The organism is Mesorhizobium sp. M8A.F.Ca.ET.057.01.1.1, assembly GCF_003952565.1.
In the GTDB taxonomy this organism is placed as follows: domain Bacteria; phylum Pseudomonadota; class Alphaproteobacteria; order Rhizobiales; family Rhizobiaceae; genus Mesorhizobium.
Genome location: NZ_CP034454.1, coordinates 5064107 through 5086749 on the forward strand (window position 1 = coordinate 5064107; position 22643 = coordinate 5086749).

The window sequence follows — 22643 nt, forward strand, 5'->3', positions numbered from 1 at the left end:
CGGCCTCGGCCGCGCTGCGCTAGAAATCTCTCTGCAACGCCATGAGCCTGACACGCATCGGTTCAACGCGCATGCCGAGTTCGCGTATATAGGCAAAATGGCAATAGGCGCATGCCGTCACTCCGATGACCGCCAGCAGGCAGTTCAGCCAGGTGAAGTCCATCGTCAGTGAGAACTGAAAGCCGCTCGGCGCCGTGAACCCGGCAATGGTGCTGGCGGTCTGCGAGCGGCCGCCGATCAAAATCATCGACGCCGCGAGGATCAAGCTGCCATGGTTGGCAAGAAAGAAAGCGGCCGACCTTCTGGCCTGACTTGCCATCCAGAAGATCCCCAGCGCCGCGCCCAGCAGGGCGAAATCCAGGACCATCGACCCTCCCAGATAGACATCGACCTGCTGCCAGACCATTCCGGACGAAGGGTGCAAGGCGAGCCAGACCTTCCATATATCGGGGCTTGCGGGATAGGTTCCGAGCAGGATCGTGGCCATTCGCTCCGCCGCCAGGATCAGCAGGACAAAGGCCGGGAACGCGAAAAGCAATAATGGTTTGCGCTTCATGGTGCCTCGCAATCTGGCGGGCAGTTTATGCCGCATAGATTGCATGAAGCTTAACGGCGCGTTTTGCTTTGTATCGGCAACAGTTGGCAAATGCGGATGGAGATCCCTCCGCAGCTGCCGTGAGGACCGATCAGGGTGGTCCGACTCGGACGACTTGGTGAAGCCAGTCGCCTGCGATTGTGCCGCGCAGCCCTAGATCCCGTACGCTATCCATGTGGTTGCGCGCCGTGAGCACGCCCCTCGATACACTCAGGCCCTGCCTTGTCAGACGATCAGCAAACAATCTGGCTTGCAGGTGAAACGGCTGTGTTTCCCGCTCGCCGACCAACATCGTGACTTTTGTCCACGAAGAGTGGGATTTGCTCATCGGCGAAAATGCCGCAACTTCCGTGTCGGTCAGGCCTATCAAAGGCTCGAGGAAGGAATGCTGAAGGGGCTTCAAATCATACAGCCCGCCGAGCAGAAGCGCGGCCGAGGGGGGATGTGGCGAATCCTCGTTGAACAGAAAGGTCGCCAGATGCGCCCCGGCGGAATGGCCACTGACGCTTAGCCGACCGGGATCGCCGCCATGGCTGGCGATATTATCCTGCACCCATTGCCTCGCGCGCCGGATCTGGTCGACGATCGCCGCCATCCTGACGGCAGGCATCAGCGCATAGTCGATCACGACCGCGATTGCCCCCGCGCTCGTGACCGTTTCGGCAACGTAGGAATAATCGCTTTTGGTGAACATGCGCCAATAACCGCCATGGATGAAGATGTGCACCGGGCGGTCCTTGCGCGATCCCTCCGGAAAGAAAAGGTCAAGGCGTTCGGCCTGGTGCGGACCGTAGGCGACATCCGCCAGCATGGGCAGCGAAGCCCGCGTCGCGGCGCTGCGGGCGACGATATCGGCCACGATGCCATCGAAATCAGCAACGTGGTCGCGGGTGCGAAAAGGATCCTTCGACATGGTGTCCGCTCAGAAGGTTACAGCGATGTATTTGGCCTCCATGAACTCGGAGATGCCGTGGTGCTGACCCCCTTCCCGCCCAAGGCCGCTCTGCTTGACCCCGCCAAAGGGCGCGGCGGGATCCGACATCAAGCCGCGGTTGAGGCCGATCATGCCGGCCTCGATCTCCGAGGCCACCCGCATGCCGCGCGCCACGTCGCGGGTGTAGAGATAAGCGGCGAGGCCGTATTCGGTGTTGTTGGCGTGGAGGATGGCTTGTGCCTCGCCCTCGAAGCGGGTGATGGGCGCCACCGGGCCGAATATCTCCTCATGCGCCATGTCAGCGTCCGGCGAGACTTCGGACAGGACCGTCGGAGGATAGAAAAACCCATCTCCTTCAAGCACCGAGCCGCCGCAGAGCACCTTGGCCCCCGGCTGACCGCGTCCTTGACCAGCCGGTCGATCTTGTCGACCGCCTTCTTGGTGATCATGGGTCCACATTCGGTGTCCGCCCTGGTGCCGGCACCGATCTTGAGCGCGGCCATGCGCCGGGACAGGCCGTCGGCGAACGCATCATGGATGCCGGACTGGACGTAGATGCGGTTGGCGGCCGTACAGGCTTCGCCGGCATTGCGCATTTTGGCGATCATGGCGCCGTCGAGGGCGGCATCGAGATCAGCGTCGTCGAAGACAATGAAGGGTGCATTGCCGCCGAGTTCCATCGAACAGGAGATCACATGTTTGGCGGCTTCGGCGAGCAAGGCTCGGCCGACCCCGGTCGAACCGGTGAAGGAGAGCTTCCTGACGCGCGGATCGGCCAGCATGGCCGACGTCAGGGGGCCGGGCGCCGACGTCGTCAGCACGTTCACGACACCGTCCGGTACGCCGGCTTCGCTGTAGAGCGCGGCGAGTGCATAGGCGGTCAGCGGCGTCTCGCTGGCCGGTTTCAGAATGACCGTGCAGCCTGCCGCGAGGGCCGGTGCGATCTTGCGTGTCGCCATCGCGGCAGGGAAATTCCACGGCGTGATGAGGACGCAGATGCCGATCGGCTGGTAGTCGACCACGATCCGGTTGGTTCCGGACGGAGCGGTGCCAAATTCACCAGTGATGCGAACCGCTTCCTCGGCGTTCCAGCGGAAGAATTCGGCCGCGTAAGCCACTTCGCCGCGCGCGTCGCGCAGGGCCTTGCCGTTCTCCAGCGAAATCAGCATGGCAAGCGTCTCCGACCGCTCGACCATCAGTTCGAAACAGCGCCTGAGAATCTCGGAACGCTTGCGCGGCGCTGTCTCACGCCACCCCTTGGCGGCTTTGGCGGCTGCCTCGACCGCGTCGGTGGCGTCCTCAAGGGTCGCATCGGGGACCGCCGCGATCACGGCGCCCGAGGACGGATCGGTGACCTCGATGACCCCGCCGTCTGAAGACGGCAGCCATTGTCCGCCAATGTAGAGCCGGTGCGGGAAACGCCGCACATCGTAGGGATCCTGATCGAGCTGGAAGGCATTGTAGGGAAGGTTCATCGTCTTGTTCCTGACGTTCACATGGCGCAGGCGCTGAGATCGCCGTCATAGGCCGCCTGGACAAGGCGGCGCATGGCGGTAAGGTCGAAGGGGCGCGGGTTGTTCTTGATCAGACGCTCGATGCCGAGCGCCTGCTCGGCGGTCCAGTCGAGCCTGTCAGCGGGAAGCCCCAGGCCGGCCAGCGTCGGAGTGATACCGATCGCCGCAAACAGGCGCCTGATCTCCTCGATGGTCGCTTCCGCCATTTCGTCGGCGCCATGACCGCTCGGCTCAAGCCCGAGAGCAATCCCTACCTCGGCGATTTCCGCCGCGGCCACACGGCTGTTATAGCTCATGACATAAGGCATCATTGTCGCCACCCCCAGCCCATGCGGCGTGTGCGTGAGCGCGCCGGCCGGGTATTGCACCGCGTGCGCCGCCGCCGTGCCGGCAGTGCCGAAGGCGCAACCCGCAGCCAGCGCCCCCATCATCACGTCGGCGCGCGCCTCGGCGTCGCCGCCGTCGGTGCACGCCTTCTCCAGACTGCGGCCGAGCAGTTTGACGGCCAGCAGCGCGAAATGATCGGTCAACGGCGTCTTGCCGATGAAAACGTGGCGCTGCGGCAGGCTGAAGTCACCGTCACGACGCATGGCCGTGAAGGCCTCGATCGCATGGGTGAGCGCGTCGGCGCCAGCGATCGCGGTCAGGCCCGGCGGACAGGTCATTGTCAGTTCGGGGTCGCAGATCGCAACCGCGGCAATGAGATGGGGGCTCGATATGCCTACTTTGAGTGTCCGGTCCGGATCCGATATCACCGCGACGGGCGTAACCTCCGATCCTGTGCCGGCTGTGGTCGGTACTGCGATGAGCGGCAGCGTCGGCCCCGGGACTTTGAACTCGCCATAGTAGTCCTGCAGCTTGCCGCCGTGGCTGATCAGCAAGGCGGCGCATTTGGCGAAATCGAGACAGCTGCCGCCGCCGATGCCGATCACCATGTCGGGCCGGAAGCCCATCGCTTCCTCGACGCAGACCGCCACCGAGTCGCGCGGCACGTCAGGGAGGACACCATCGTGAACCAGCACGTCGATCGACGATGACTGCAAGGATTCCATGATTTCGGCAAACACCGCCGTGGCGGCGAAACGCTCGTCGGTGCAGACCAGGGCGCGTCGGCCATGGCGACCGGCCACGGCCGGCAGTGCATGACGTTGCCCCCTTCCGAATAGAATTTCGCGTGGGAGCCGGAGGGCTGTGAGAAGGCTCATGACAGGCTGATCCTTGGGGGAATCTGAGAACTCGCATTGCAAAATCCGCGCCGAACGGGTCCTGAACTGAACGGCGCCGATAAAATCGTATAGGATATAGTATTGCATCGGTCAAACCCTCGTGGTAGCAGTCTCCGCTGTCGAGAGGCGGAAGATGCAACCTGTCAGTTTGAGCAATAATGAGACGGGAGCGGGTCGCATCCAGCGCGCGAGCAGTCTGGCCGAGGACGTTTACGAGGCCATCTTCGCGCAGCTGATGTCGCTGAAGATCGCGCCCGGATCGCGCATCACCGTCGACAATCTGGTCAAGGAGTTCGACGTTTCCCATACGCCGATCCGCGAGGCGCTCGGGCGTCTGGAAGGCGAAGGCCTGGTTCTGAAAACGCATCTGATCGGATACCGCGCCGCACCGCAGATCACCCGGCGCCGTTTCGACGAATTGTACGAAATGCGTCTCCTGCTCGAACCGCACGGCGCGGCGAAGGCCGCCGCCGCGATGGACGAGGCCAAACTCGGCACACTGCTTGAGGCGGCAGGCGTGATGTCGCGCCGCGAAGGCAAGGACGAGCGCTTGCGCTATTCGAACTTCGCCCGACAGGACGCGATTTTCCACGACAAGATAATGGAATACGCCGAAAACGAGCTCATTCGCGAGACGCTGGGTCATCAACACACCCACTTTCACATATTCCGCCTGATGTACCACTCCCGTGTGACCGCGGAGGCGCTGGACGAGCATGAGGCGATCCTCGCCGCGTTCGGCTCAGCCGATCCCGATGCCGCCGCGAAAGCAATGCGCGCCCACATCGAGCACTCGCGCGATCGCCTGCTGCCGGCCTTCGATTGAGGCGAAACCGATGTCCGCGCCGCTGACCACCAAACACAACACTGAGGAATACCACGTCCCCAACTCTCCATTCTGAGGACGGACAAGCCAATGCGGGGCGCAGCATGGCTCGCCCGCTCTTTTCACACGACGGAGGAACCGACTATGTCAGGCAAGAAAATATTGATGCTCACCGGCGAGTTCACCGAGGAGTACGAGATCTTCGTATACCAGCAGGCGATGGAGGCCGTTGGCCACACCGTCCACGTTGTCTGCCCGGACAAGAAGGCCGGAGACCTCATCAAGACCTCCCTGCACGACTTCGAGGGCGACCAGACCTACACCGAAAAGCTCGGCCATTTTCAGGTGATCAACAAGACGTTCGCGGAGGCGGAAAAACAGCTCGATCAATACCACGCCGTATATTGCGCCGGCGGCCGTGGCCCGGAATACATCCGCACCGACAAACGGGTGCAAGCCATGGTTCGCCACTTCCACGATACCCAGAAGCCGATTTTCACGATCTGCCATGGGGTTCAGATTCTGATTGCCGTGGACGGCGTCGTGCGGGGCAAGAAGGTTGGCGCGCTCGCCGCCTGCGAGCCGGAAGTGACATTGGCAGGCGGCACTTACATCGACCTCTCGCCGACGGAGGCCTATGTCGACGGAACCATGGTGTCGGCCAAGGGTTGGACAGCCTTGGCCGCTTTCATTCGCGAGTGCCTGAAGGTTCTGGGGACCGAGATCCGCCACCACTAGACTCGATCAGCGCATTTCAACAATACGCCGATTTCCGCTGTGGCAAGGTGTGCATCCCCGCTTCTTTGAACCAAGCCCTCGGTCGATGGATCGAGGGCCACCGTGCCAATCAGTCGAAGAAGCCGGCATCCTCGGCCAGCAGATACTTCCTGGCCCCTTCGGCGTCGATATCGAGGCCCAGCCCCGGTGTTTCCAGCAGATCGACCATGCTGTCCTTCACGATCTGTTTGGGCAGGCCGGTGACGATGTCGTTCCACCAGGGGTCCGAGGCGCTGGGATATTCGAACGCCACATAGTTGGCGGGCAAGGTGGCACAGACATTGATCAGCGCGCCAAGGCCCAGCAGGCCGTTCGCGGTGCCGTGCGGGGCCATCAGGATCGAGTGCATATAGGCGTGCTCGGCGACCCATTTGAGCTCGGCAATGCCGCCAATGTCGGCAGGATCGGGGCCGATGACGCGCACGGCCTGGGTCTCGATCAGCTCCTTGAAATTGTGCCTGAGGTAAATCTGCTCGCCGGTATGAATCGGCGTCGAGGTGGAGGTCGTCAGTTCCCGGTAGGCCTGCGGATTGACCCACGGCACATAATCGCCGGTCAGCATGTCCTCGAGCCACATCAAATTGTACTTCTCGACCGCGCGGGCGAACCTGATCGCGTCGGGCAGCATCCAGCCCGGGCCGCAGTCGAGTGCCAGGCTGACCTTGTCCCCCAGCACTTCTTTCATCGCTATCACGCAGTCGAGCATGTGGTTGAAACCGCGCTCACTGATCATGCCCTGATCCATGGCACCGTGATAGCCGGCCTTCTTTTGCGTCACGCCGTAGTGGAAGTCCTCGACGGTGTCCTTCATGTTGGAATGGAACGAGATTCCCTGCTTGACCATGAAGAAGTTCTGCGGCTGCTCCATCATCCATTTGACGTCGGCGGCGTAGTCTTCCGGCCGGTCGCCCGTGCGTTTCTGGCGGATCGAACCGTTATAGACGCGCACCTTGTCGCGCACCTTGCCGCCGAGCAGTTTGTATGCCGGCACGCCCGCGGCCTTGCCGGCAATGTCCCAAAGCGCATGCTCGATAGCACTGACCGCCGCGCCATAAGGCTTGAACGAGCCGCGCTGGCGGATCTTCAACATGACCCGCTCGACGTCGGTCGGATCCTCGCCGATCAGCGCCTCGCGGAAATGCAGCACGAAGGGTTTTAGATAGGTCTTTGTGTATTCGACCTCGCCCAGACCATAGAGGCCCTCGTCGGTGACGACGCGAACGATCGGGTGCTTGCCGATGACAGCGCAGCGAAGGTCGGTGATCTTCATGGCGCAGTCCTATTTCACAGACGAGAAAGCTGTCGGCGTGAGCATCTGGCTGCTGATATTGGCAACGATCTGCCCGTCGCGCTCAGACTCGTCCCGGGCCCTGTGCCATGCCGGATCGGTGACGAAAGCCGCCCATTTCGCCTCACGCTCGGCCAGCGATTCCCAGGCGAGAAAATAGGTGAGGCGATTGCTGTTTTCGCCGATCGCCGTGGTGAAAAACCCGGCTTGGCGGATGCCATGCCTGTCCCAGATGGCCAGCGTTTGGTCGGAAAAGCGCTTGAGCAAAGCCGGCAGCCTGCCCGGCAGGCAGTCATAGATACGCAGTTCGTAGATCATGGTTTCGTTTCTTTCTTTCTTCCCCTCTCCCTTGGGAGTGGGGGAATGAGGGCAAGGGGTCTGGGCTAACTCCAGGTCCGGTCCCAGCTATATTCATTGTCCCAATGCTCGGTCGATTGCCATATCCCCGTGACACCGGGCTGCAGATGCTGGCTGATCACCTCGTCGACCACATCGTCTATGCCCAGCCCCGGCTTGTCGGGCACGATGATGAAGCCGTCCTTGACGAGTGGCTTGGGCAGGCCGGTGACGATATCGTCCCACCAGTCGACATCGGCAGAGTGGTATTCGAGCGCCATGAAGTTCTCGGTCGCGGTGGCGACATGCGCGGCGGCCATGGCGGCGATCGGACTTTCGGCCATATGGATCGCCATGGCGACACCGTGATCCTGCGCCATATCGCCGATCTTCTTGGTCTCAAGAATGCCCCCGCTGGTGAGCAGATCCGGATGGATGACCGAGAGGCCGCCGCTCTTGAGCAGCGGCTCGAAGCCTTCCTTGAGGTAGATGTCCTCGCCGGTGCAGATCGGCACCGTGGTAGCCTGCTGCAATTGCCGATACTGCTCGGTGTATTGCCAGGGGATCACGTCCTCCAGCCAGGCCGGAACGTATTTCTCGATACGGCGCGACAGGCGTATGCCATCCTGCAGCGAAATGTGGCCGACATGGTCGATCGCAAGCGGGATCTCGTATCCGATGACCTCGCGAACCTCGTGGATATACTGCTCGAGCAGGTCTATCCCCTTTTCGGTGAAATGCAGGCCCGTGAACGGGTGCTGCACGTTCTGCGCGTCATAAGCGAGATTGCGGGCCTTGCGCTCCTCGAACGAGCCACCGCGGCCGCGCGGGTTGCCCTGAAATCCTTCGAGCGCGCCGGCAGGCGCGGCCACGGCGCCCGGGACATGGACGATCTGCATTAAGCCCAGGTCCATCTTGAGGAAGGTGAAACCCCGGTCCATGCGCTGCTTGAGGCGCTTTCCGGTTTCGGTGCCGCTCGGTTTCTCGGCGTCGGTATCGCAATAGACACGCACCTTGTCGCGGAACCGTCCCCCGAGCATCTGGTAGATGGGGACGCCATAGGCCTTGCCGGCGAGGTCCCAGAGGGCGATCTCGACTGCCGAAACGCCGCCCCCCTGCCGGCCGTGCCCACCGAACTGCTTGATCCGGCGAAACAGGCGGTCGATGTCGCAGGGGTTCTCGCCAAGCAGCCGGCTCTTCAGCATCAGCGCGTAGGTGGCGCTGGCGCCGTCGCGCACCTCGCCAAGCCCGACGATGCCCTGGTTGGTGTAGATCTTGAGCAGCGCCGAGGTGAACGGCGCGCCGACGATTTCGGCCACCCGCATGTCGGTGATGCGAAGCTCGGACGGCTTCGAGTTGCTGTTGACCCGGTTGAGGGCCTCGTCGGCTCCATCCGTCTTTGGCATGACTTATCCTCGTTCTGGTCGGCGGGGCCTGTCGCCCCGCATGCTGCCGATGACGTTGCTAGCCCAGTTGGATCTCATGGGCTTGCAGGTAATCGCGGTTCATCTCGACGCCGAGACCCGGCCTCAACGAAAGCTTGAGGCTGCCGTTCGAAACGTCGAGCGGCCTGTCGATAAGATGATCGTACTTGCCCAAATTCCACTCCGACGTTTCGAGCTTGTAGAAATTGGGAACGGTCATCATCACCTGCGCTCCCGCAACCACGTTGATCGGTCCCGCGGCGTCATGGGGTGAGACCGGGATGTAGTAGGCTTCGCACAGAGCGGAAATCTTCTTGAGTTCGGTAATGCCTCCGGTCCAGGTGACGTCGGGCATGATGTAGTCGGCGAGCTTGTTCTCCAGTACCGGCACGAAATCCCACTTCGTGTGGCCACGCTCGCCCCACGAGATAGCGGCGCTGACCTTGTCGCGCACCTGCTTGAGAGCGTTAAGGCTCTCGGGCGGGCAAGGTTCCTCGAACCAGTCGATCTGGCCGGCTTCCTCGAGGCTGCGACAGAGGCGAATGGCGGTCGGGACGTCGAAGCGGCCATGCGCATCGATAAGGATGTCGACATCGGGGCCTGCCGTTTCGCGGATCAGAGCCGTGAGTTCAGCCGCCTCTCGCTCGTCCTTACGGGTCATGCGGCCATCGAGGTAGCCGTCCCGCTGCTCGCGGGACACGCCGCCGGCACCGCTACCCTGGTGGGGAAAAGGATCGAACTTGAGAGCGGTGTGCCCGGACTCGACAATGTCCAGGATCTCGCGGACCACAGCATCCCTGCTGGTGAATTTGGCCTGGTTGGGATGGGTATAGAGCGCGATTTCATCACGGACCGGCCCGCCCAGCAGCTCGTAGATCGGCTTGCCGAGGACTTTTCCCCTGAGATCCCAGAGGGCTATGTCGATCGCGCTCACGCATTCGACCGCGGCGCCACGGCTGCCCATATAGGTGAAGCTGCGGAAGATCTTGTGCCAGAGGTATTCGATGCGCGCCGGGTCCTCTCCTGTCACTGCGGCCCCGATCTGTCGAAGGATCGTGCAGAGCGCGCGGTTGGCGAGCTTGGTGGTGGTGGTGATCTCTCCCCAGCCGCTCACCCCCTCGTCTGTCGTCACCTCGACGAACAGGAATTCCCCCCAATAAGAAGCACCAGACTTGATCAGCCACGGCCGAACGCTCGTGATTTTCATTTCAATACCTTTGTCAGCAATGGTCAGCCACGATGTTCCAGACTTGACCCCTGGTCCTATCCGGCCCGAGCGGCGTTGCGCGCACGCATCTGTTCGAGAACATGCCGGCCGGAACCCTCGACATGGCGAGAAATGAGTTCGGCTGCCTTGTCTGCCTCTCCCGCCTTGATGAGCGCGATGAGTTCGCGGTGCTCGCGAAGGATCGCCGCACGCCGCGCCAGCGTGAAATTGAAACGCCGGCTCACCGCCCGCAGCACTTCGCGGTGCTTCCACCAGAGCTCGGCGGCGTGGCGGTTATAGTGCCGCTGGTACATCACGGTGTGGAAGGCAGTGTCGAGTTCACTGTGCCTGAAGGTGTCGACGAAATTGTTCTCTTCAATCAGCGCCTGGATACGTTCGAGTTCGGCGATGTCCTCGCCCGTAGCCATATTTACAAACCATCGCGTCAGGGCCGGCTCGATCAGCACACCGATCTCGTAGATATCGCGGACGAAGTCCTGATCGATGGGCCTTACACGCGCCCCGCGATTGGGTGAGAAGATGACGAATCCCTCGCCCCGCAACAGCTGCAGGGCCTCGCGCACGGGATTGGTCGAAGTGCCGTGGCGGCGGGCGAGATCGGTGACAACAAGCCGTTCGTTTGCGGCGAGCCGTCCCTCGATGATGTCTTCCCTTATCAGCTCGTAAAGGGAAGCGCCCTCGCTGGAGGCTCCGATAGCGTCGATCCCCGGAGGTGGTTTTGCTTTAAAGTCGTTTGTTTCGGCCAAGGCCGGCTCCCCCAAATTAATACACAGTCGATCCGATATCATGCACGGTTTCCATAAACAATGTACGATCTGACGCGTTGACAGGCAATCCACGATCTGAAAACGTACTAAGTGATCGAGAGGGTACACCGTACTGAAAAAACCATCCTCGCGATCGCAGGGCGGAGAACCAGGGAGGATACCTATGACGAGGATCATGCTCGGCAGTGCGGTCCTGCGCGGCACTGTCGTCGGTGTTTTGGCGGCATCGCTTACGTCCACATCGGCGCTGGGTGCGCCGCCGGTCGACTTGAGCAAATGGTCGCCCGAATATGTGCGCTCGATCGCCGGAACACAGGACTTCGACACGGCCGGCGATTGCGCCAAGGTCACCCCGCTCGATTACAAGGGGCGACTGACTTTCTGGTATCAGGGCGTGTTCGAGGGCGATCCCGACCTCCTGCGCCAGTACTACAAGGATTTCTTCGAGACTTTCCGCAAGACCTATCCGAACATCCAGCTTGAGGAACAGGCCCTCACCTATAACGACCTTCTCGACAAATTCCGCACGGCACTCCTGGGCAATGCCGCGCCGATGGCGGTCCGTCTGCAAATCCTGGGCGGTACCGAGTTCGCCTCGAAGGGCTATCTGCAGCCGCTCAAGCCGGAGGATGTTGGCTATTCGACCGAGGATTTCTGGCCGGGCGCCATGAAAGCGGTGACCTGGGATGGGGTGACCTACGGCATTCCAACGAACAACGAGACGATGGCGTTCATCTGGAACGCCGACATCTTCAAGCGTGCGGGCCTCGATCCGGACAAGGCTCCGGCAACCTGGGACGACGTCGTCAAATATTCCAAGCAGATCCACGACAAGCTCGGCATTGCCGGCTACGGCCTCGTGGCTCGCAAGAATGCCGGCAACACGCCCTATCGCTTCATGCCGCAGCTGTGGGCCTATGGCGGCGGCGTCTTCGACGAAGCCACCGCGAACCCGACCTACAAGCAGGTGGAGCTCGACAGCCCGCAGAGCAAGGCGGCGCTGCAAGCCTCATACGACATGTACGTCCGCGACAAGTCGGTTCCGGTGTCGGCACTTACCAACCAGCAGGCCGACAACCAGCCTCTGTTCGTCGCCGGCCAGTTGGGCATGATGATCTCGCACCCGTCCGACTACAACGTCATGCTCGACCTCAAGGCAAAGGCGACCGGGACCGACAAGGACAAGGCGCAGACCGTCATCGACAACATGCGCTACGGCCTGATCCCAACGGGCCCCGACGGCAAGCGCGCCGTCGTGTTCGGCGGCTCGAACATTCACATCCTGAAGCCGGAATATGTAGAGGGCGGCAAGGTGGACGAGGCGGCCGCGAAGGCGATCATCTGCATGTGGACGAGCCCTGAATGGTCGCTGAAGATGGCCTATGCCGGCTCCAACCCGGGCAACCTCAACGGCTTCAAGACCAAATGGATGAAGGAACGCTTGGACCATATCAAGTTCCTCGATGTCACGACATCGATGCTGCCGTATGGCATCCCGTTCCCAGCGCTGCCGGAGTCCCCCGAGATCATGAACATCATCGTCCCGGACATGCTGCAGAATGCCCTGACCGGAGCTATGACCGTCGATCAGGCAGCGGACGACGCGGCCAAGAAGGTCAAAGACCTGATGGGCGGACTCTAGTCCGGACCTGACCTCCGATCTGGCCGGCTGCGCCGAGAGCGCAGCCGGTTCGTTCCGAAGAACAAGGGCACGCCACAGTGACGATCGTGACCGGCAAGGCCGAGGCTCGCCGAAAATTGCAACCCGGCAGGTCCGGCGCGCTGCGGAACATCTGGGCTCATCGCGCCGACTACGCATACGTGCTCCCGGCGATCGCGGTGATGCTCGTCGTCATCGCCTATCCGATCTACTACACGATCGAGCTGTCGTTCTATAAGACGCCGCCCGGCCTGCAGCTCCGCGACAAGACCTTCATCGGCTTCGACAACTACACCACCATCCTCACCAGTCAGGTGTTCTGGAAAGTCACCTGGAACACCCTGGTCTGGACATTCGGGTCGACTTTCATCTCCTTTGTCCTGGGGTTTGCGACAGCGCTGGCGCTGCACCGCGACTTTGTCGGCCGTGGCGTCCTGCGTGCCATCCTGATCATTCCCTGGGTGATCAGCGCGGTCGCCGCCTCCTATATCTGGAAGTGGATCTACCATTCGGACTTCGGCATCATCGGCGCGGTACTGGTCGGCCTCGGATTGACCGACCGGCCGCCCAATTTCATCGACAACGTCAGCACGGTGCTGCCCTCCCTGATCGTCGTCAATATCTGGCGCGAGTTCCCCTTTGCCATGATCATGATGATGGCCGGACTGCAGACAGTTCCCGACCAGTTGTTGCGCGCCGCCAAGGTCGATGGGGCCAATGCATGGCAGCGCTTCTGGCACGTCACCTTTCCGCACTTGCGCAACGTCTCGGTGGTGACGATCCTGCTGCTGGCGGTGGCCAACTTCAATTCCTTCATCATCCCCTGGATCATGACCGCAGGCGGACCGTCGAACGCATCGCATATCTGGATAACCCACATTTACGAGCTCGCCTTCGGCCGGCAGCGCTGGGGCGTGGCATCGGCCTATTCGGTGCTCCTGTTCCTCATCCTGATGACCCTGGGCTATTTCTACGTCCGCGCGCTGAGCGGTAACGAGCGGAAAGAGGGTGGCGCATGAGCACGATCGCCGAGACAGCCTCTCGACGTCAGCCCCGTCGCCACATGCGCATCGATGGATGGCGGTGGGCCGGGCGCATCTTTCTTCTGTTCATGCTGCTCTACACCGCGCTGCCGATGATCTGGATGCTGATCACCTCGATCAAGTCAGGCTTCGCGGCGACCCAATTCCCGCCGCAGTGGTGGCCGGACGAGCCTACGCTTGCCAGCTACCAGAAGCTGCTCGATCCGCAGAATAGTGTCGGCCAGGATTTCCTGCGCTTCTTCTGGAACAGCCTGTTCGTGTCGACCGTCACGACCATCCTCTCGGTGATCGTGGCTGTCCCCGCGGCCTACGCGTTTTCGCGCTTCACTTTCCCGGGCCGGAACTTCCTGTTCTTCGCCGTGCTGCTGCGCAACATGTTCCCGGCGGTGATCTTTCTCGTGCCGCTCTTCATCCTGATGCGCGCGATCGGGCTGGTGAACACGCATGGTTCGCTGATACTGACCTATCTCACCTTCGGCCTGCCCCTCGCGATCTGGCTGCTCAAGGGGTTTTACGACAACATCCCAGTGCAGTTGGAGCAGGCGGCGCGCATCGACGGCGCAACGCGGTTCCAGGCCTTCATCATGATCGTGATGCCGCTTTCGACGCCGGGGATCATCGCCACCGCGATCTACTCCTTCATCGGCGCGTGGAACGAGTACATCTACGCCTACACCTTCCTCTCCAAGAATGACCAGTTGACCCTGCCCGTCGGCATCCAGCGCTTCTTCTCGGAAAATACGACGGACTTTCCGGGCCTGATGGCAGCGAGCTTCATGATGAGCGTGCCGGTCGTGGTGCTGTTCCTCGTCCTGCAACGATACTTCGTACGCGCCCTGACAGAAGGCGCGGTCAAGCATTAGGGAGTTGCCGATGGCCCACGTGGTCCTCAAAGATCTCGTCAAGACCTACGGCAACTTCAAGGCCGTCAACGACGTTTCGCTGACGGTCAACGACGGCGAGTTCGTTGCGCTCGTCGGCCCTTCAGGCTGCGGCAAGACAACCACTCTCAATCTCGTCGCGGGGCTGACCCCGATCACCTCGGGCGACATCGTCATCGGCGACCGGGTGGTCAACGACCTCGACCCCAAGGACCGGGACATCGCAATGGTGTTCCAGAACTATGCGCTCTACCCGCAAAAGTCGGTTTACATGAACCTGGCGTTCCCGCTGCAGATGCGCAAACTGCCAAGGGACGAGATCGACAAGAAGGTCAAGGAAGCGGCGCGGGTGCTCGACATGACGCACCTGCTCGAGCGCAAACCACGCGAACTTTCGGGAGGCCAGCAGCAGCGTGTGGCCCTGGGCCGTGCCCTTGTGCGCGACCCTGCCGTGTTCCTCATGGACGAGCCGCTCTCCAACCTCGACGCCAAACTGCGCGTACAGATGCGGTCGGAGATCAAGCGCTTCCACCAGGACCTCAAGGCGACGATCATCTATGTGACGCACGACCAGCTCGAAGCCGTGACGATGGCCGACAAGATGGCGGTGATGAACGGTGGCTTCCTGCAGCAATACGATTCGCCGGCGCAGGTCTTTGCCCATCCGGTGAACATGTTCGTCGCCAGCTTCATCGGCAGCCCGGCGATGAGCCTCATTCCGCTGGAGATATCGACAGCAAACGGCGGCACCGTGTTGACCAGCGCGGAGGGCTGGAGCCTCGGGCTCTCGCAGCGCAACGTCCAGAAAGTCACGAAGGCAACGGCCAAAAAGTCGTGCTCGGCGCACGCCACTCGACGATCAAGCTGCACAAGAGTGCCGTGCCAGGCAGCATCCCGGCCAAGGTCTACACGGTGGAGCCAACCGGAGACGTGACCTTCGTGCAGGCGTTCCTCTCCGGTGCCATCGTCAACGTCAGCGTGCCACCGAACATTGCCGTGACGCCCGACGAGCGGATCTGGCTCGAGTTCGACCAGGAGCGGATGCATCTGTTCGACGGCGAAACCGAAATGGCCCTCGAGGCCAGCTGAGCAGGCGAATGCGTGTGGAACGTGGGCGTGGATGACTACGAAGCTTAAGGTTACCGCGATCAAGCCCTATCCGGTGTGGGTGGGAACGCGCAACCAGATGCTGGTCAAGGTCGAGACCGACCACGGCATCTTCGGCTGGGGCGAGAGCGGCCTGAGCGGCCGCGAGAAGGCCGTGGCCGGCGCGGTCGAGCACTATCGCGAGTTTCTGATCGGCCGCGACCCCATGCAGACCGGGCGGATCTGGCAAGAGCTTTATCGCAGCCAGTATTTCGAAGGCGGGCGCGTTCTGCAGGCGGCGATATCCGCCATCGACATCGCCCTTCACGACATCAAGGGCAAGGCGCTGGGGGTACCGGTCTACGAGCTGCTGGGCGGCAAGCAGCGCGACCGGATCCCCACTTTCGCCTCGACCGGAGACGAGGCCGAGGGTGACGTGGCCATCGATCGAGCCCGCGAACTGCGGGCGCAGGGCTGGCAGGCAATCCGCTTCTTTCCGGTCGGGCAAAACAGCAAGGATGTCTTCGAGCCGCGCGAGTCGATCGGCGCTACGGCGACAATGCTGAACAAGGCGCGCCGGGCGCTGGGCGACGACGTCGTCCTCGGCATCGACTATCATCATCGCCTGTCGGCGGCGGAGGCGGCGAGCTTCTGCAACAAGCTCGACCGCGGCGTGCTCGATTTCCTCGAGGAGCCGATACGCGACGAGACGCCGGAAGCCTACGAATCCCTGCGCAAGATGACCGAGATCCCCTTTGCCATCGGCGAGGAATTTGCCAGCAAGTGGCAGTTCCTGCCCTATATCGAGCGCGGCATCCACCAGTTCAACCGGGTCGATATCTGCAATGTCGGCGGCTTCACCGAAGCGATGAAAGTCGCCGGTTGGAGCGAGGCGCACTATGTGGACCTGATGCCACACAATCCGCTTGGTCCAGTGTGCACGGCGGCGACCGTGCATCTCGCCGCCGCGGTACCCAACTTCTCGTGGCTCGAGACCAGGGCGCCCGAAGCAAAGCTTGGCTTCGACAATTCCGACTTCTTTCCGGTGCAACCACGGCTCGATGGCCCCGATTATCCCGTCACCGATCTTCCGGGGCTCGGCGTCGAGGTCAACGAAGAGGCGGTCCAGGCGCAAAGCTTCCGTTTCTGGGAAGCGCCCCACCTCAAGCGCCGCGATGGTTCTGTCACGAACTGGTAGTTCTCTCTCAATCGGAGTCCACAATGACGCATACTTCCGACATCACGCGGCCGCCCAGGGATCTGATCGACGCGCTAAAGGAGATCGGCGCCGCGACGGTTGCCGGCACGCTTGGCCATATGGGTTTCCGCAATCCGCATATGGTCGGCCCGATGGCGCAGAACCACGGCAAGTCGATCGTCGGGCCGGCGCTGACGCTGCAGTTCCTGCCGCAGCGGCCCGATCTTTTCAACGAGGGAGAATATGCCGATCCGGAGACACAACTGCACCGGCATGTGCTGTACCACGCACAAGAAGGGGATGTGGTCGTGGTCGACGCGCGCGGCGACATGAGCTCGGGCGTCTTCGGCGATATGATGTCGACATACTTCAAAGGCAGAGGCGGCGCGGGTATCGTTATCGATGGATGCATGCGCGACCGGCCCAATGTCGAGAAACTCGACCTGGCCCTATGGCTGCGCGGCTGGACACCCAACTACCATGTGCAAACCAGCATCTATCCCAATGCCGTCAACGTTCCGATTGCCTGCGGCGGTGTCACGGTGATCCCCGGCGACATCATCGTCGCCGATGATGACGGGGTGGTCGTGCTGCCCGTCGCAATGGCCGCGAAGGTGATCGAGGAATCACAGAAGCATCACGATTGGGAGGAGTTCTCGCGAGAGAAACTCATGCAGGGCGGGTCGTTGCAACGCTATTATCCGCTGCACCCAAGCGCAAATGATGAGTATGAGGCTTGGCGGAAAGCCAACCCGAAATCTTGATGGACGGACGAGGTCACGGGTGACTCTCCAGGCGTTCATCGCCTTGGCCGGCACGGGCTCTTTTGCCGCGCCGTCGGCTCTCGCACCAAGCTGATGGTGTCACCGATACCGTGCTTGATTCCATTTGTGGCCAAGCAGCGAAAGGATGATGATCAGCCCGTTGAAGAACTGGACGTAGAAGCCGCTCAGGCCAGCCGCCACGACGCCGGTTTGGATAAACGACACCGTGACGGCGCCGATCGCACCGCCGGCCACCGTGCCGATGCCGCCCCAGGTCGGCGTGCCGCCGACGAACACCGAGGCAAGCACCGGCAAGAGATAACCGTCGCCGGCCGTTGGCCACCAGGTGAAGTTGATCATTACGGAGAACGTGCCGGCGATCGCGGCCCCGATGCCGACGAAGACGAACACTTTCACCCGCACGCGCTTGACGTCGATGCCCATCTGCTGGGCACTGTCGGGATTGTCACCGACTACCCTCACCTGCGCGCCGAAGCGGTGGCGGTTGTAGAGCATCGCGGAAAAGACGACGAAGGCGATCGCCCAGAAAATCTGCACCGGAATGCCCCAGAGCTGGCTGGAGAAGATCCTGTAGGCCCAGCTGTCGGCAAGGCTGGTCAGCGAAGTCGATCTGCCCTCATTGATGATCTGGATCAGGCCGCGCAGTAGGAAATTCATACCGAGCGTGGCGATCAACGACGACAGCCCGCCATAGACCACCAGCGACCCGACGAGGAATCCGAGCAGCGTGCCGGTGACCAGCGCTGCCGCAATGCCGAGGAACGGATCATAGCCGGCCTGCACCACCAGCGCGAAGACCCAGGAGGCGAAACCCATCGTCGCGGGAAACGACAGGTCGATCTCGCCGCAGGTGACGACGAAGACCAGCGGCACGACCACGAACAGCGCCACCGGAAGCGTGGTAAGCACGGCGCTGTAGAGATACCAGGTTGTGAAGACCGTCGGGTTGGCGATCATGAAGACCACCATCATGACGATGAACACGGCGAGCGTCCCAAGCGACGCCCGATTGTCGAGGACGAAGCCGCGCAGCCAGTGGTCGGACGGGTGCTTCCACTCGTTCCGGGAACTGCCTTGGCGGGAAATGCCGGCCGACGGCTCGTGCAGATCGGGCTCCATGGTCTTGCTCATTGTGCTCTCTGCTCCGCATCGCCGGTGTCGTGCAGTCCGGCCAACCCGCCCGGATGCGCGACGTCTTCCATGAAGTTGATGAGGTCTTCGGCCGACTTGACCTCGCTCCGGTCGGCGGTGAGCGCGACCTTGCCGCGGTCCAGCACCACGAAGCGGTCGGCGATGTCGAAGACATGATGGATGTTATGGCCAATGAACAGGATCGAGCGGCCGCTCGCCCGCACCTGGCGCACGAAATGGAAGACCTTGGCGGTCTCGGTCAGAGACAGCGCCGTCGTCGGTTCGTCGAGGACGATCAGTTCCGCCTGCTTGTAGATGGCGCGCGCGATCGCCACGCCCTGGCGTTCGCCGCCCGACAGCTGGCCGACGATCGAGTGCGGCGTGAATACCTTCGATGTGAAGCCGATCTCGCGCATCAGCCGACTCGCCTCCTCGATTTCCTTGCTGACCTTAAGCCAGCCGAGAAAACCGGTGAGTTCGCGGCCCATGAAGATGTTGCGCACGATCGTCTGCTGCACGGCCAGCGCCCGATCCTGGAACACCGTTTCGATGCCGGCCTCGCGCGAACGTGCCGCATTCCACCCGGTCACCGGCTTGCCGCGGATGAGTATCTCGCCGCTGGTCGGCCTGACCACGCCGGAGAGGATTTTGATCAGCGTCGACTTGCCGGCGCCGTTGTCGCCGATGAGGCCGACCACCTCGCCGCGGTCGACGCTGAGATTGACCCCGCCAAGTGCGTAGACGTGGCCGTAGGACTTGGCGATATCGCGCAGTTCTATGAGACGTTCGGCCATCGGATCCTCGCTTGATTGTCTCGCACCGGCCTTCTCGCCAGCGGTCCCGCCGGCCGGGGCCTGATCCCGGCCGACGGCTTGGGAGGTCAGCGCAGCGCCTGCTTGGCGAGTTCTGCGACGATCGCGTAATTTTCGGGCGTCACGAAACCGGCGCCGGTGTCGACATTCATCGGCGCCAGACCCAACACCACCTGCTGGCAAAGGCTGAGGATCGGCAGATAGCCCTGCAGGAATGGCTGCTGGTCGGCCGTCAGTTGCACCCAGCCGCCCTTGAAGCCCTCGACGATCTGCGGGCTGGTGTCGAAGCCGAAGTTGAAGATATCGCCGGGCTTGCGCCCCGCCGCCTGCATGTAGGTGGAAACATTGCCGAGCATCTGTCCGCCGGGATAGCCGACCGCCTTGATGTCGGGGTGATTGAGGAGCGCCGCCGTGATCACCGGGATGGCAAGGTTGGGGTCGGACGCCCATTCGCCGCTCGGCGGCGAGGACAGTTGAATGACCTCGACCCCCGCTTCCTTCAGCGCCGCCACCGTGCCGCGCTCGCGCGCGCCTCGGTTCTCGTTCTCGAACGGGCCGATCATGATTGCCTTGTCGCCGGCCTTGAGCTTGCCGAGCTTGAACGCTTCGGCGCCGAGCGCGCGGCCCTGCTGTTCCTGCTGCGCGCCGACATAGCCGCCACCGAACGCCGCCGTCACCTTCGGCACCGGGACGTTCTGGTACATCATCTTGATGCCGTCCTTATGCGCCTCTTCGGCGAGCGGCATGATCGCGGCATCGCCCGGATGGCCCATCATGGCGATGCCCTGGGGCTTGACCGCGACCGCTTCGCGCAATTGCTGCACCATCTTCTCCGCGTCCCACTGGGAGAAGATGTAGTCGACCTTCGGCCCGAGATCGGACGCCGCCTGCTTGGCGCCATTGTAGACGATTGTGCCGAAGGCGTCGCCCTCGGCCCCGCCGACGAAGAAGCGGATGTGGACGTCCTTGCACCATTGGGCGTCGAGCGCCTGCGCCGGCAAGGTGGAGATTGCCGCGGCAAGCGCCGTGGCCGCCGCCACGACGGTCGTGCGCAGAAGTGTCGTTCTGGTCGCGATGCTCATGCACGTTCCTCCCATTGTTTCCCTCGTCAGCCGAGGGGTTTTTCGAACGATTGCCTTGCCAGTACCACTTACAGCCGGCTCCTCCCGCCGACCGGTCCTCACGCCGGATTTGGCAGGTAGCTCGCACCTCCCCGGCATAGCTTGAGATACTCCAGGGCGCGTGCCTGTCCCGTGATCTCGAGGTCGCCGCGATAGACCGGGTCGTGCCAGCCTTCGATGTCGATGGCGCCCCTGTATCCGGCCAGCCGCAATTCGCTGATCACCCGCGTCCAGTCGCTGTCGCCGAAGCCCGGCGTGCGCATCTGCACGAACGGCAGGCGGCCGAACACGCCGTGCTCGCGAATGACGTCCCAGCGCACCGTCGCGTCCTTGCCATGGACGTGGAAGATGCGCGGCGCCCATTTGCGGATCTGTGGTATCGGATCGATCAGATAGACGAGTTGGTGGCAAGGCTCCCATTCGAGGCCGAGATTGTCGTCAGGCAACTCGTTGAACATCAGCTCCCAGGCGTCCGGATTGTGGGCGATGTTCCAGTCTCCGGCAGCCCAGTTGCCGTCCATCGCACAGTTCTCGAAGGCGATGCGAACGCCCTTGTCGGCGGCTCGCCTGGCCAGCGGCCCCCACACCTCGCGAAAGCGCGGCAGGCTGTCTGTCAGCGGCTTGCCGCGGAGCCGGCCGGTAAAGCCGCAGACCATCGAAGCGCCGAACAAATGGGCATTGTCGATGACCTTCTCCCAGGCCTGGAGGACGCCACGGTCGACATCGCCGCCCTCCAGCGGATTGCCGAAAACGCCGATCGAGGACACCGTGACATTGGCATCGCCGATCGCCTCGCGGATCTGGCCGGCCAGCCGGGGCAGCTCCTTGCCACCAAGCGTCTGCCAGAAGAAGGGTTGAATGCTCTCGAAGCCGAGCGGCAGGATTGCCTTGATGTAGGCGGCCGGGTCGTCGAGGTTGGCCCGCACCATGGTGCCGATCCTGATGTCGAGAAGCGGGTTTGGCATCATTGTGCTTCCTTTGCGATCATCACGCGACGTCCGGTTTCGGCGCTTTCGATGGCGCCAAAGACCATGGCCAGGCTCTTGATGTTGTCGGCGCCGCGCGTTTCCGGTTCTGTGCCGGCCTCGATGGCGCGCATGAAATCCCTGATGATGCCGAGATGGCCGTCGACGCGATCGGCGGGATCGAGCGCCGGCACATCGATTGGCTGGATCTTGTCGAACATGCCGTCGCGGCCCGGCACCACCGCTTCCGCCTTCAACCCGTCATGGCCGTCCCAGATCAGGCTGCCGCGCTCGGCGACGATGCGCCAGCTACCCTCCCAACTGGTGCGGAAGCCGGCCGCGCACCAGCTGCCCGCATAGGTGAAGACCTTGCCGCCGCCGAGATCGAAGACCGCACTGGCCGATGACCCCTGTCGGTACCAGGAATTGGCCGGTTCCCATTCCTGGCAATGGACCGCGGCCGGCTCGCCATTGACCATGTAGCGGGCGGCGTCGAATGTGTGGATCGCCATGTCAAGCAGCAGCACGTGCGCCATCTCTTCGCGAAAACCGCCGAAATGCGGTGCGACGAAAAAGTCGGCGTGGATGCTGGTCGCGGCACCGATGGCGCCGGAGTCCAGAAACCTCCGGATCCGCCTGACATTGGCGACATAGCGGCGGTTTTGGACCACGGCATGGATGCGCCCGGCCTGACCGGCGGCCTCGACAATGGCGCGGGCATTCTCCGGGCTATCGGCGAGCGGCTTTTCGGTCAGCAGATGGCAATGGTGAGCAAAAGCGGAAAGCGCAACGTCGCGCCGGGCGGCGGGAACCACCACATCGAACACCGCTTGCGGTCGAGTCTGGTCGAGCACGGCGTCGAGACTACTGCCGATGACGGCACCACCGAGATCGTATTCGCGCACCCTCGCCTTCGCCCTGTCGGCGTCGAGGTCGACAAGGCCGACAATGGCGAGCCCATCGATCTGCCGCGCGGCATCGAGCCAGGCCTTGCTCATCGCTCCGCAGCCGACAAGAACGGCGTCGATCATCCAGCGCTCCTCCTC

20 protein-coding genes and 2 pseudogenes are annotated in these 22643 nt (G+C 62.4%); 8 read left to right on the forward strand and 14 right to left on the reverse strand.

Annotation, left to right across the window (positions count from 1 at the left end; genetic code table 11):
• Positions 1-19 precede the first annotated feature (19 nt).
• From EJ077_RS24195 to EJ077_RS24210, 4 genes and pseudogenes are all read right to left on the reverse strand, one after another.
• Positions 20-646 carry a hypothetical protein gene (locus tag EJ077_RS24195; RefSeq protein ID WP_245458525.1) on the reverse strand — a complete coding sequence of 209 codons (627 nt, stop codon included), beginning with the start codon at positions 644-646 and terminating at the stop codon, positions 20-22.
• A 40-nt stretch (positions 647-686) separates the two neighbouring features.
• Positions 687-1508 carry an alpha/beta hydrolase gene (locus EJ077_RS24200; protein WP_208696901.1) on the reverse strand — a complete coding sequence of 274 codons (822 nt, stop codon included), beginning with the start codon at positions 1506-1508 and terminating at the stop codon, positions 687-689.
• Between the two features lie 9 nt (positions 1509-1517).
• Positions 1518-3004: pseudogene (locus EJ077_RS24205) on the reverse strand (NAD-dependent succinate-semialdehyde dehydrogenase).
• A 17-nt stretch (positions 3005-3021) separates the two neighbouring features.
• Positions 3022-4248: an iron-containing alcohol dehydrogenase gene (locus EJ077_RS24210; RefSeq protein ID WP_208696903.1), complete on the reverse strand. Its 1227-nt coding sequence runs from the start codon at positions 4246-4248 to the stop codon at positions 3022-3024.
• Between the two features lie 154 nt (positions 4249-4402).
• On the opposite strand from EJ077_RS24210, the gene EJ077_RS24215 reads away from it, so the two are divergent.
• Positions 4403-5095, forward strand: coding sequence for a GntR family transcriptional regulator (locus EJ077_RS24215; RefSeq protein WP_208696904.1), 693 nt, complete (start codon positions 4403-4405; stop codon positions 5093-5095).
• Between the two features lie 144 nt (positions 5096-5239).
• A complete protein-coding gene (locus EJ077_RS24220) occupies positions 5240-5833 on the forward strand; it encodes a DJ-1/PfpI family protein (protein WP_135916044.1) in 594 nt (197 codons plus the stop codon).
• Between the two features lie 109 nt (positions 5834-5942).
• Here the strand turns inward: EJ077_RS24220 and EJ077_RS24225 are convergent, their stop codons facing one another.
• The 5 genes from EJ077_RS24225 to EJ077_RS24245 all read right to left on the reverse strand — a co-directional run bounded on the left by EJ077_RS24225 (position 5943) and on the right by EJ077_RS24245 (position 10894).
• The gene (locus tag EJ077_RS24225) at positions 5943-7142 is read right to left on the reverse strand and encodes a mandelate racemase/muconate lactonizing enzyme family protein (protein ID WP_208696905.1); all 1200 of its coding nucleotides are present in this window, start codon (positions 7140-7142) and stop codon (positions 5943-5945) included.
• Positions 7143-7151: 9 nt separating this feature from the next.
• Positions 7152-7478 carry an NIPSNAP family protein gene (locus tag EJ077_RS24230; protein ID WP_208696906.1) on the reverse strand — a complete coding sequence of 109 codons (327 nt, stop codon included), beginning with the start codon at positions 7476-7478 and terminating at the stop codon, positions 7152-7154.
• A gap of 65 nt (positions 7479-7543) precedes the next feature.
• Complete coding sequence (locus tag EJ077_RS24235; protein ID WP_208696907.1) at positions 7544-8902, reverse strand: mandelate racemase/muconate lactonizing enzyme family protein; 1359 nt, start codon at positions 8900-8902, stop codon at positions 7544-7546.
• 58 nt (positions 8903-8960) lie between these two features.
• Positions 8961-10127 (reverse strand): mandelate racemase/muconate lactonizing enzyme family protein, encoded by a 1167-nt coding sequence (locus EJ077_RS24240; protein ID WP_208696908.1) that lies wholly within the window; start codon positions 10125-10127, stop codon positions 8961-8963.
• Between the two features lie 56 nt (positions 10128-10183).
• Complete coding sequence (locus tag EJ077_RS24245) at positions 10184-10894, reverse strand: GntR family transcriptional regulator (RefSeq protein ID WP_208696909.1); 711 nt, start codon at positions 10892-10894, stop codon at positions 10184-10186.
• 184 nt (positions 10895-11078) lie between these two features.
• Between EJ077_RS24245 and EJ077_RS24250 the strand changes: the two genes are divergently transcribed.
• The 6 genes and pseudogenes from EJ077_RS24250 to EJ077_RS24275 all read left to right on the forward strand — a co-directional run bounded on the left by EJ077_RS24250 (position 11079) and on the right by EJ077_RS24275 (position 17547).
• Positions 11079-12557, forward strand: coding sequence for an ABC transporter substrate-binding protein (locus EJ077_RS24250; protein WP_208696911.1), 1479 nt, complete (start codon positions 11079-11081; stop codon positions 12555-12557).
• A gap of 77 nt (positions 12558-12634) precedes the next feature.
• Positions 12635-13594: a carbohydrate ABC transporter permease gene (locus EJ077_RS24255; RefSeq protein WP_208696912.1), complete on the forward strand. Its 960-nt coding sequence runs from the start codon at positions 12635-12637 to the stop codon at positions 13592-13594.
• Positions 13591-14481, forward strand: coding sequence for a carbohydrate ABC transporter permease (locus EJ077_RS24260; RefSeq protein ID WP_208696913.1), 891 nt, complete (start codon positions 13591-13593; stop codon positions 14479-14481). The genes EJ077_RS24255 and EJ077_RS24260 overlap by 4 nt, the downstream gene beginning before the upstream one ends.
• Positions 14482-14491: 10 nt before the next feature.
• Positions 14492-15588 (forward strand): annotated as a pseudogene (locus EJ077_RS24265) (ABC transporter ATP-binding protein).
• Positions 15589-15619: 31 nt separating this feature from the next.
• The gene (locus tag EJ077_RS24270; protein WP_208696914.1) at positions 15620-16783 is read left to right on the forward strand and encodes a mandelate racemase/muconate lactonizing enzyme family protein; all 1164 of its coding nucleotides are present in this window, start codon (positions 15620-15622) and stop codon (positions 16781-16783) included.
• 23 nt (positions 16784-16806) lie between these two features.
• Positions 16807-17547, forward strand: a complete 741-nt coding sequence (locus tag EJ077_RS24275) for a ribonuclease activity regulator RraA (protein WP_127275493.1) — start codon at positions 16807-16809, stop codon at positions 17545-17547.
• Positions 17548-17646: 99 nt separating this feature from the next.
• Here the strand turns inward: EJ077_RS24275 and EJ077_RS24280 are convergent, their stop codons facing one another.
• From EJ077_RS24280 to EJ077_RS24300, 5 genes are all read right to left on the reverse strand, one after another.
• Complete coding sequence (locus EJ077_RS24280; protein WP_208696915.1) at positions 17647-18699, reverse strand: ABC transporter permease; 1053 nt, start codon at positions 18697-18699, stop codon at positions 17647-17649.
• A complete protein-coding gene (locus EJ077_RS24285) occupies positions 18696-19493 on the reverse strand; it encodes an ATP-binding cassette domain-containing protein (RefSeq protein WP_208696917.1) in 798 nt (265 codons plus the stop codon). Before EJ077_RS24285 ends, EJ077_RS24280 begins: the two co-directional genes overlap by 4 nt.
• Positions 19494-19579: 86 nt before the next feature.
• Positions 19580-20593, reverse strand: a complete 1014-nt coding sequence (locus EJ077_RS24290) for a substrate-binding domain-containing protein (RefSeq protein WP_208696919.1) — start codon at positions 20591-20593, stop codon at positions 19580-19582.
• 98 nt (positions 20594-20691) lie between these two features.
• Positions 20692-21600, reverse strand: a complete 909-nt coding sequence (locus tag EJ077_RS24295; RefSeq protein ID WP_208696921.1) for a sugar phosphate isomerase/epimerase family protein — start codon at positions 21598-21600, stop codon at positions 20692-20694.
• Positions 21597-22628 (reverse strand): Gfo/Idh/MocA family protein, encoded by a 1032-nt coding sequence (locus EJ077_RS24300; RefSeq protein WP_208696924.1) that lies wholly within the window; start codon positions 22626-22628, stop codon positions 21597-21599. Before EJ077_RS24300 ends, EJ077_RS24295 begins: the two co-directional genes overlap by 4 nt.
• Positions 22629-22643: the final 15 nt, after the last annotated feature.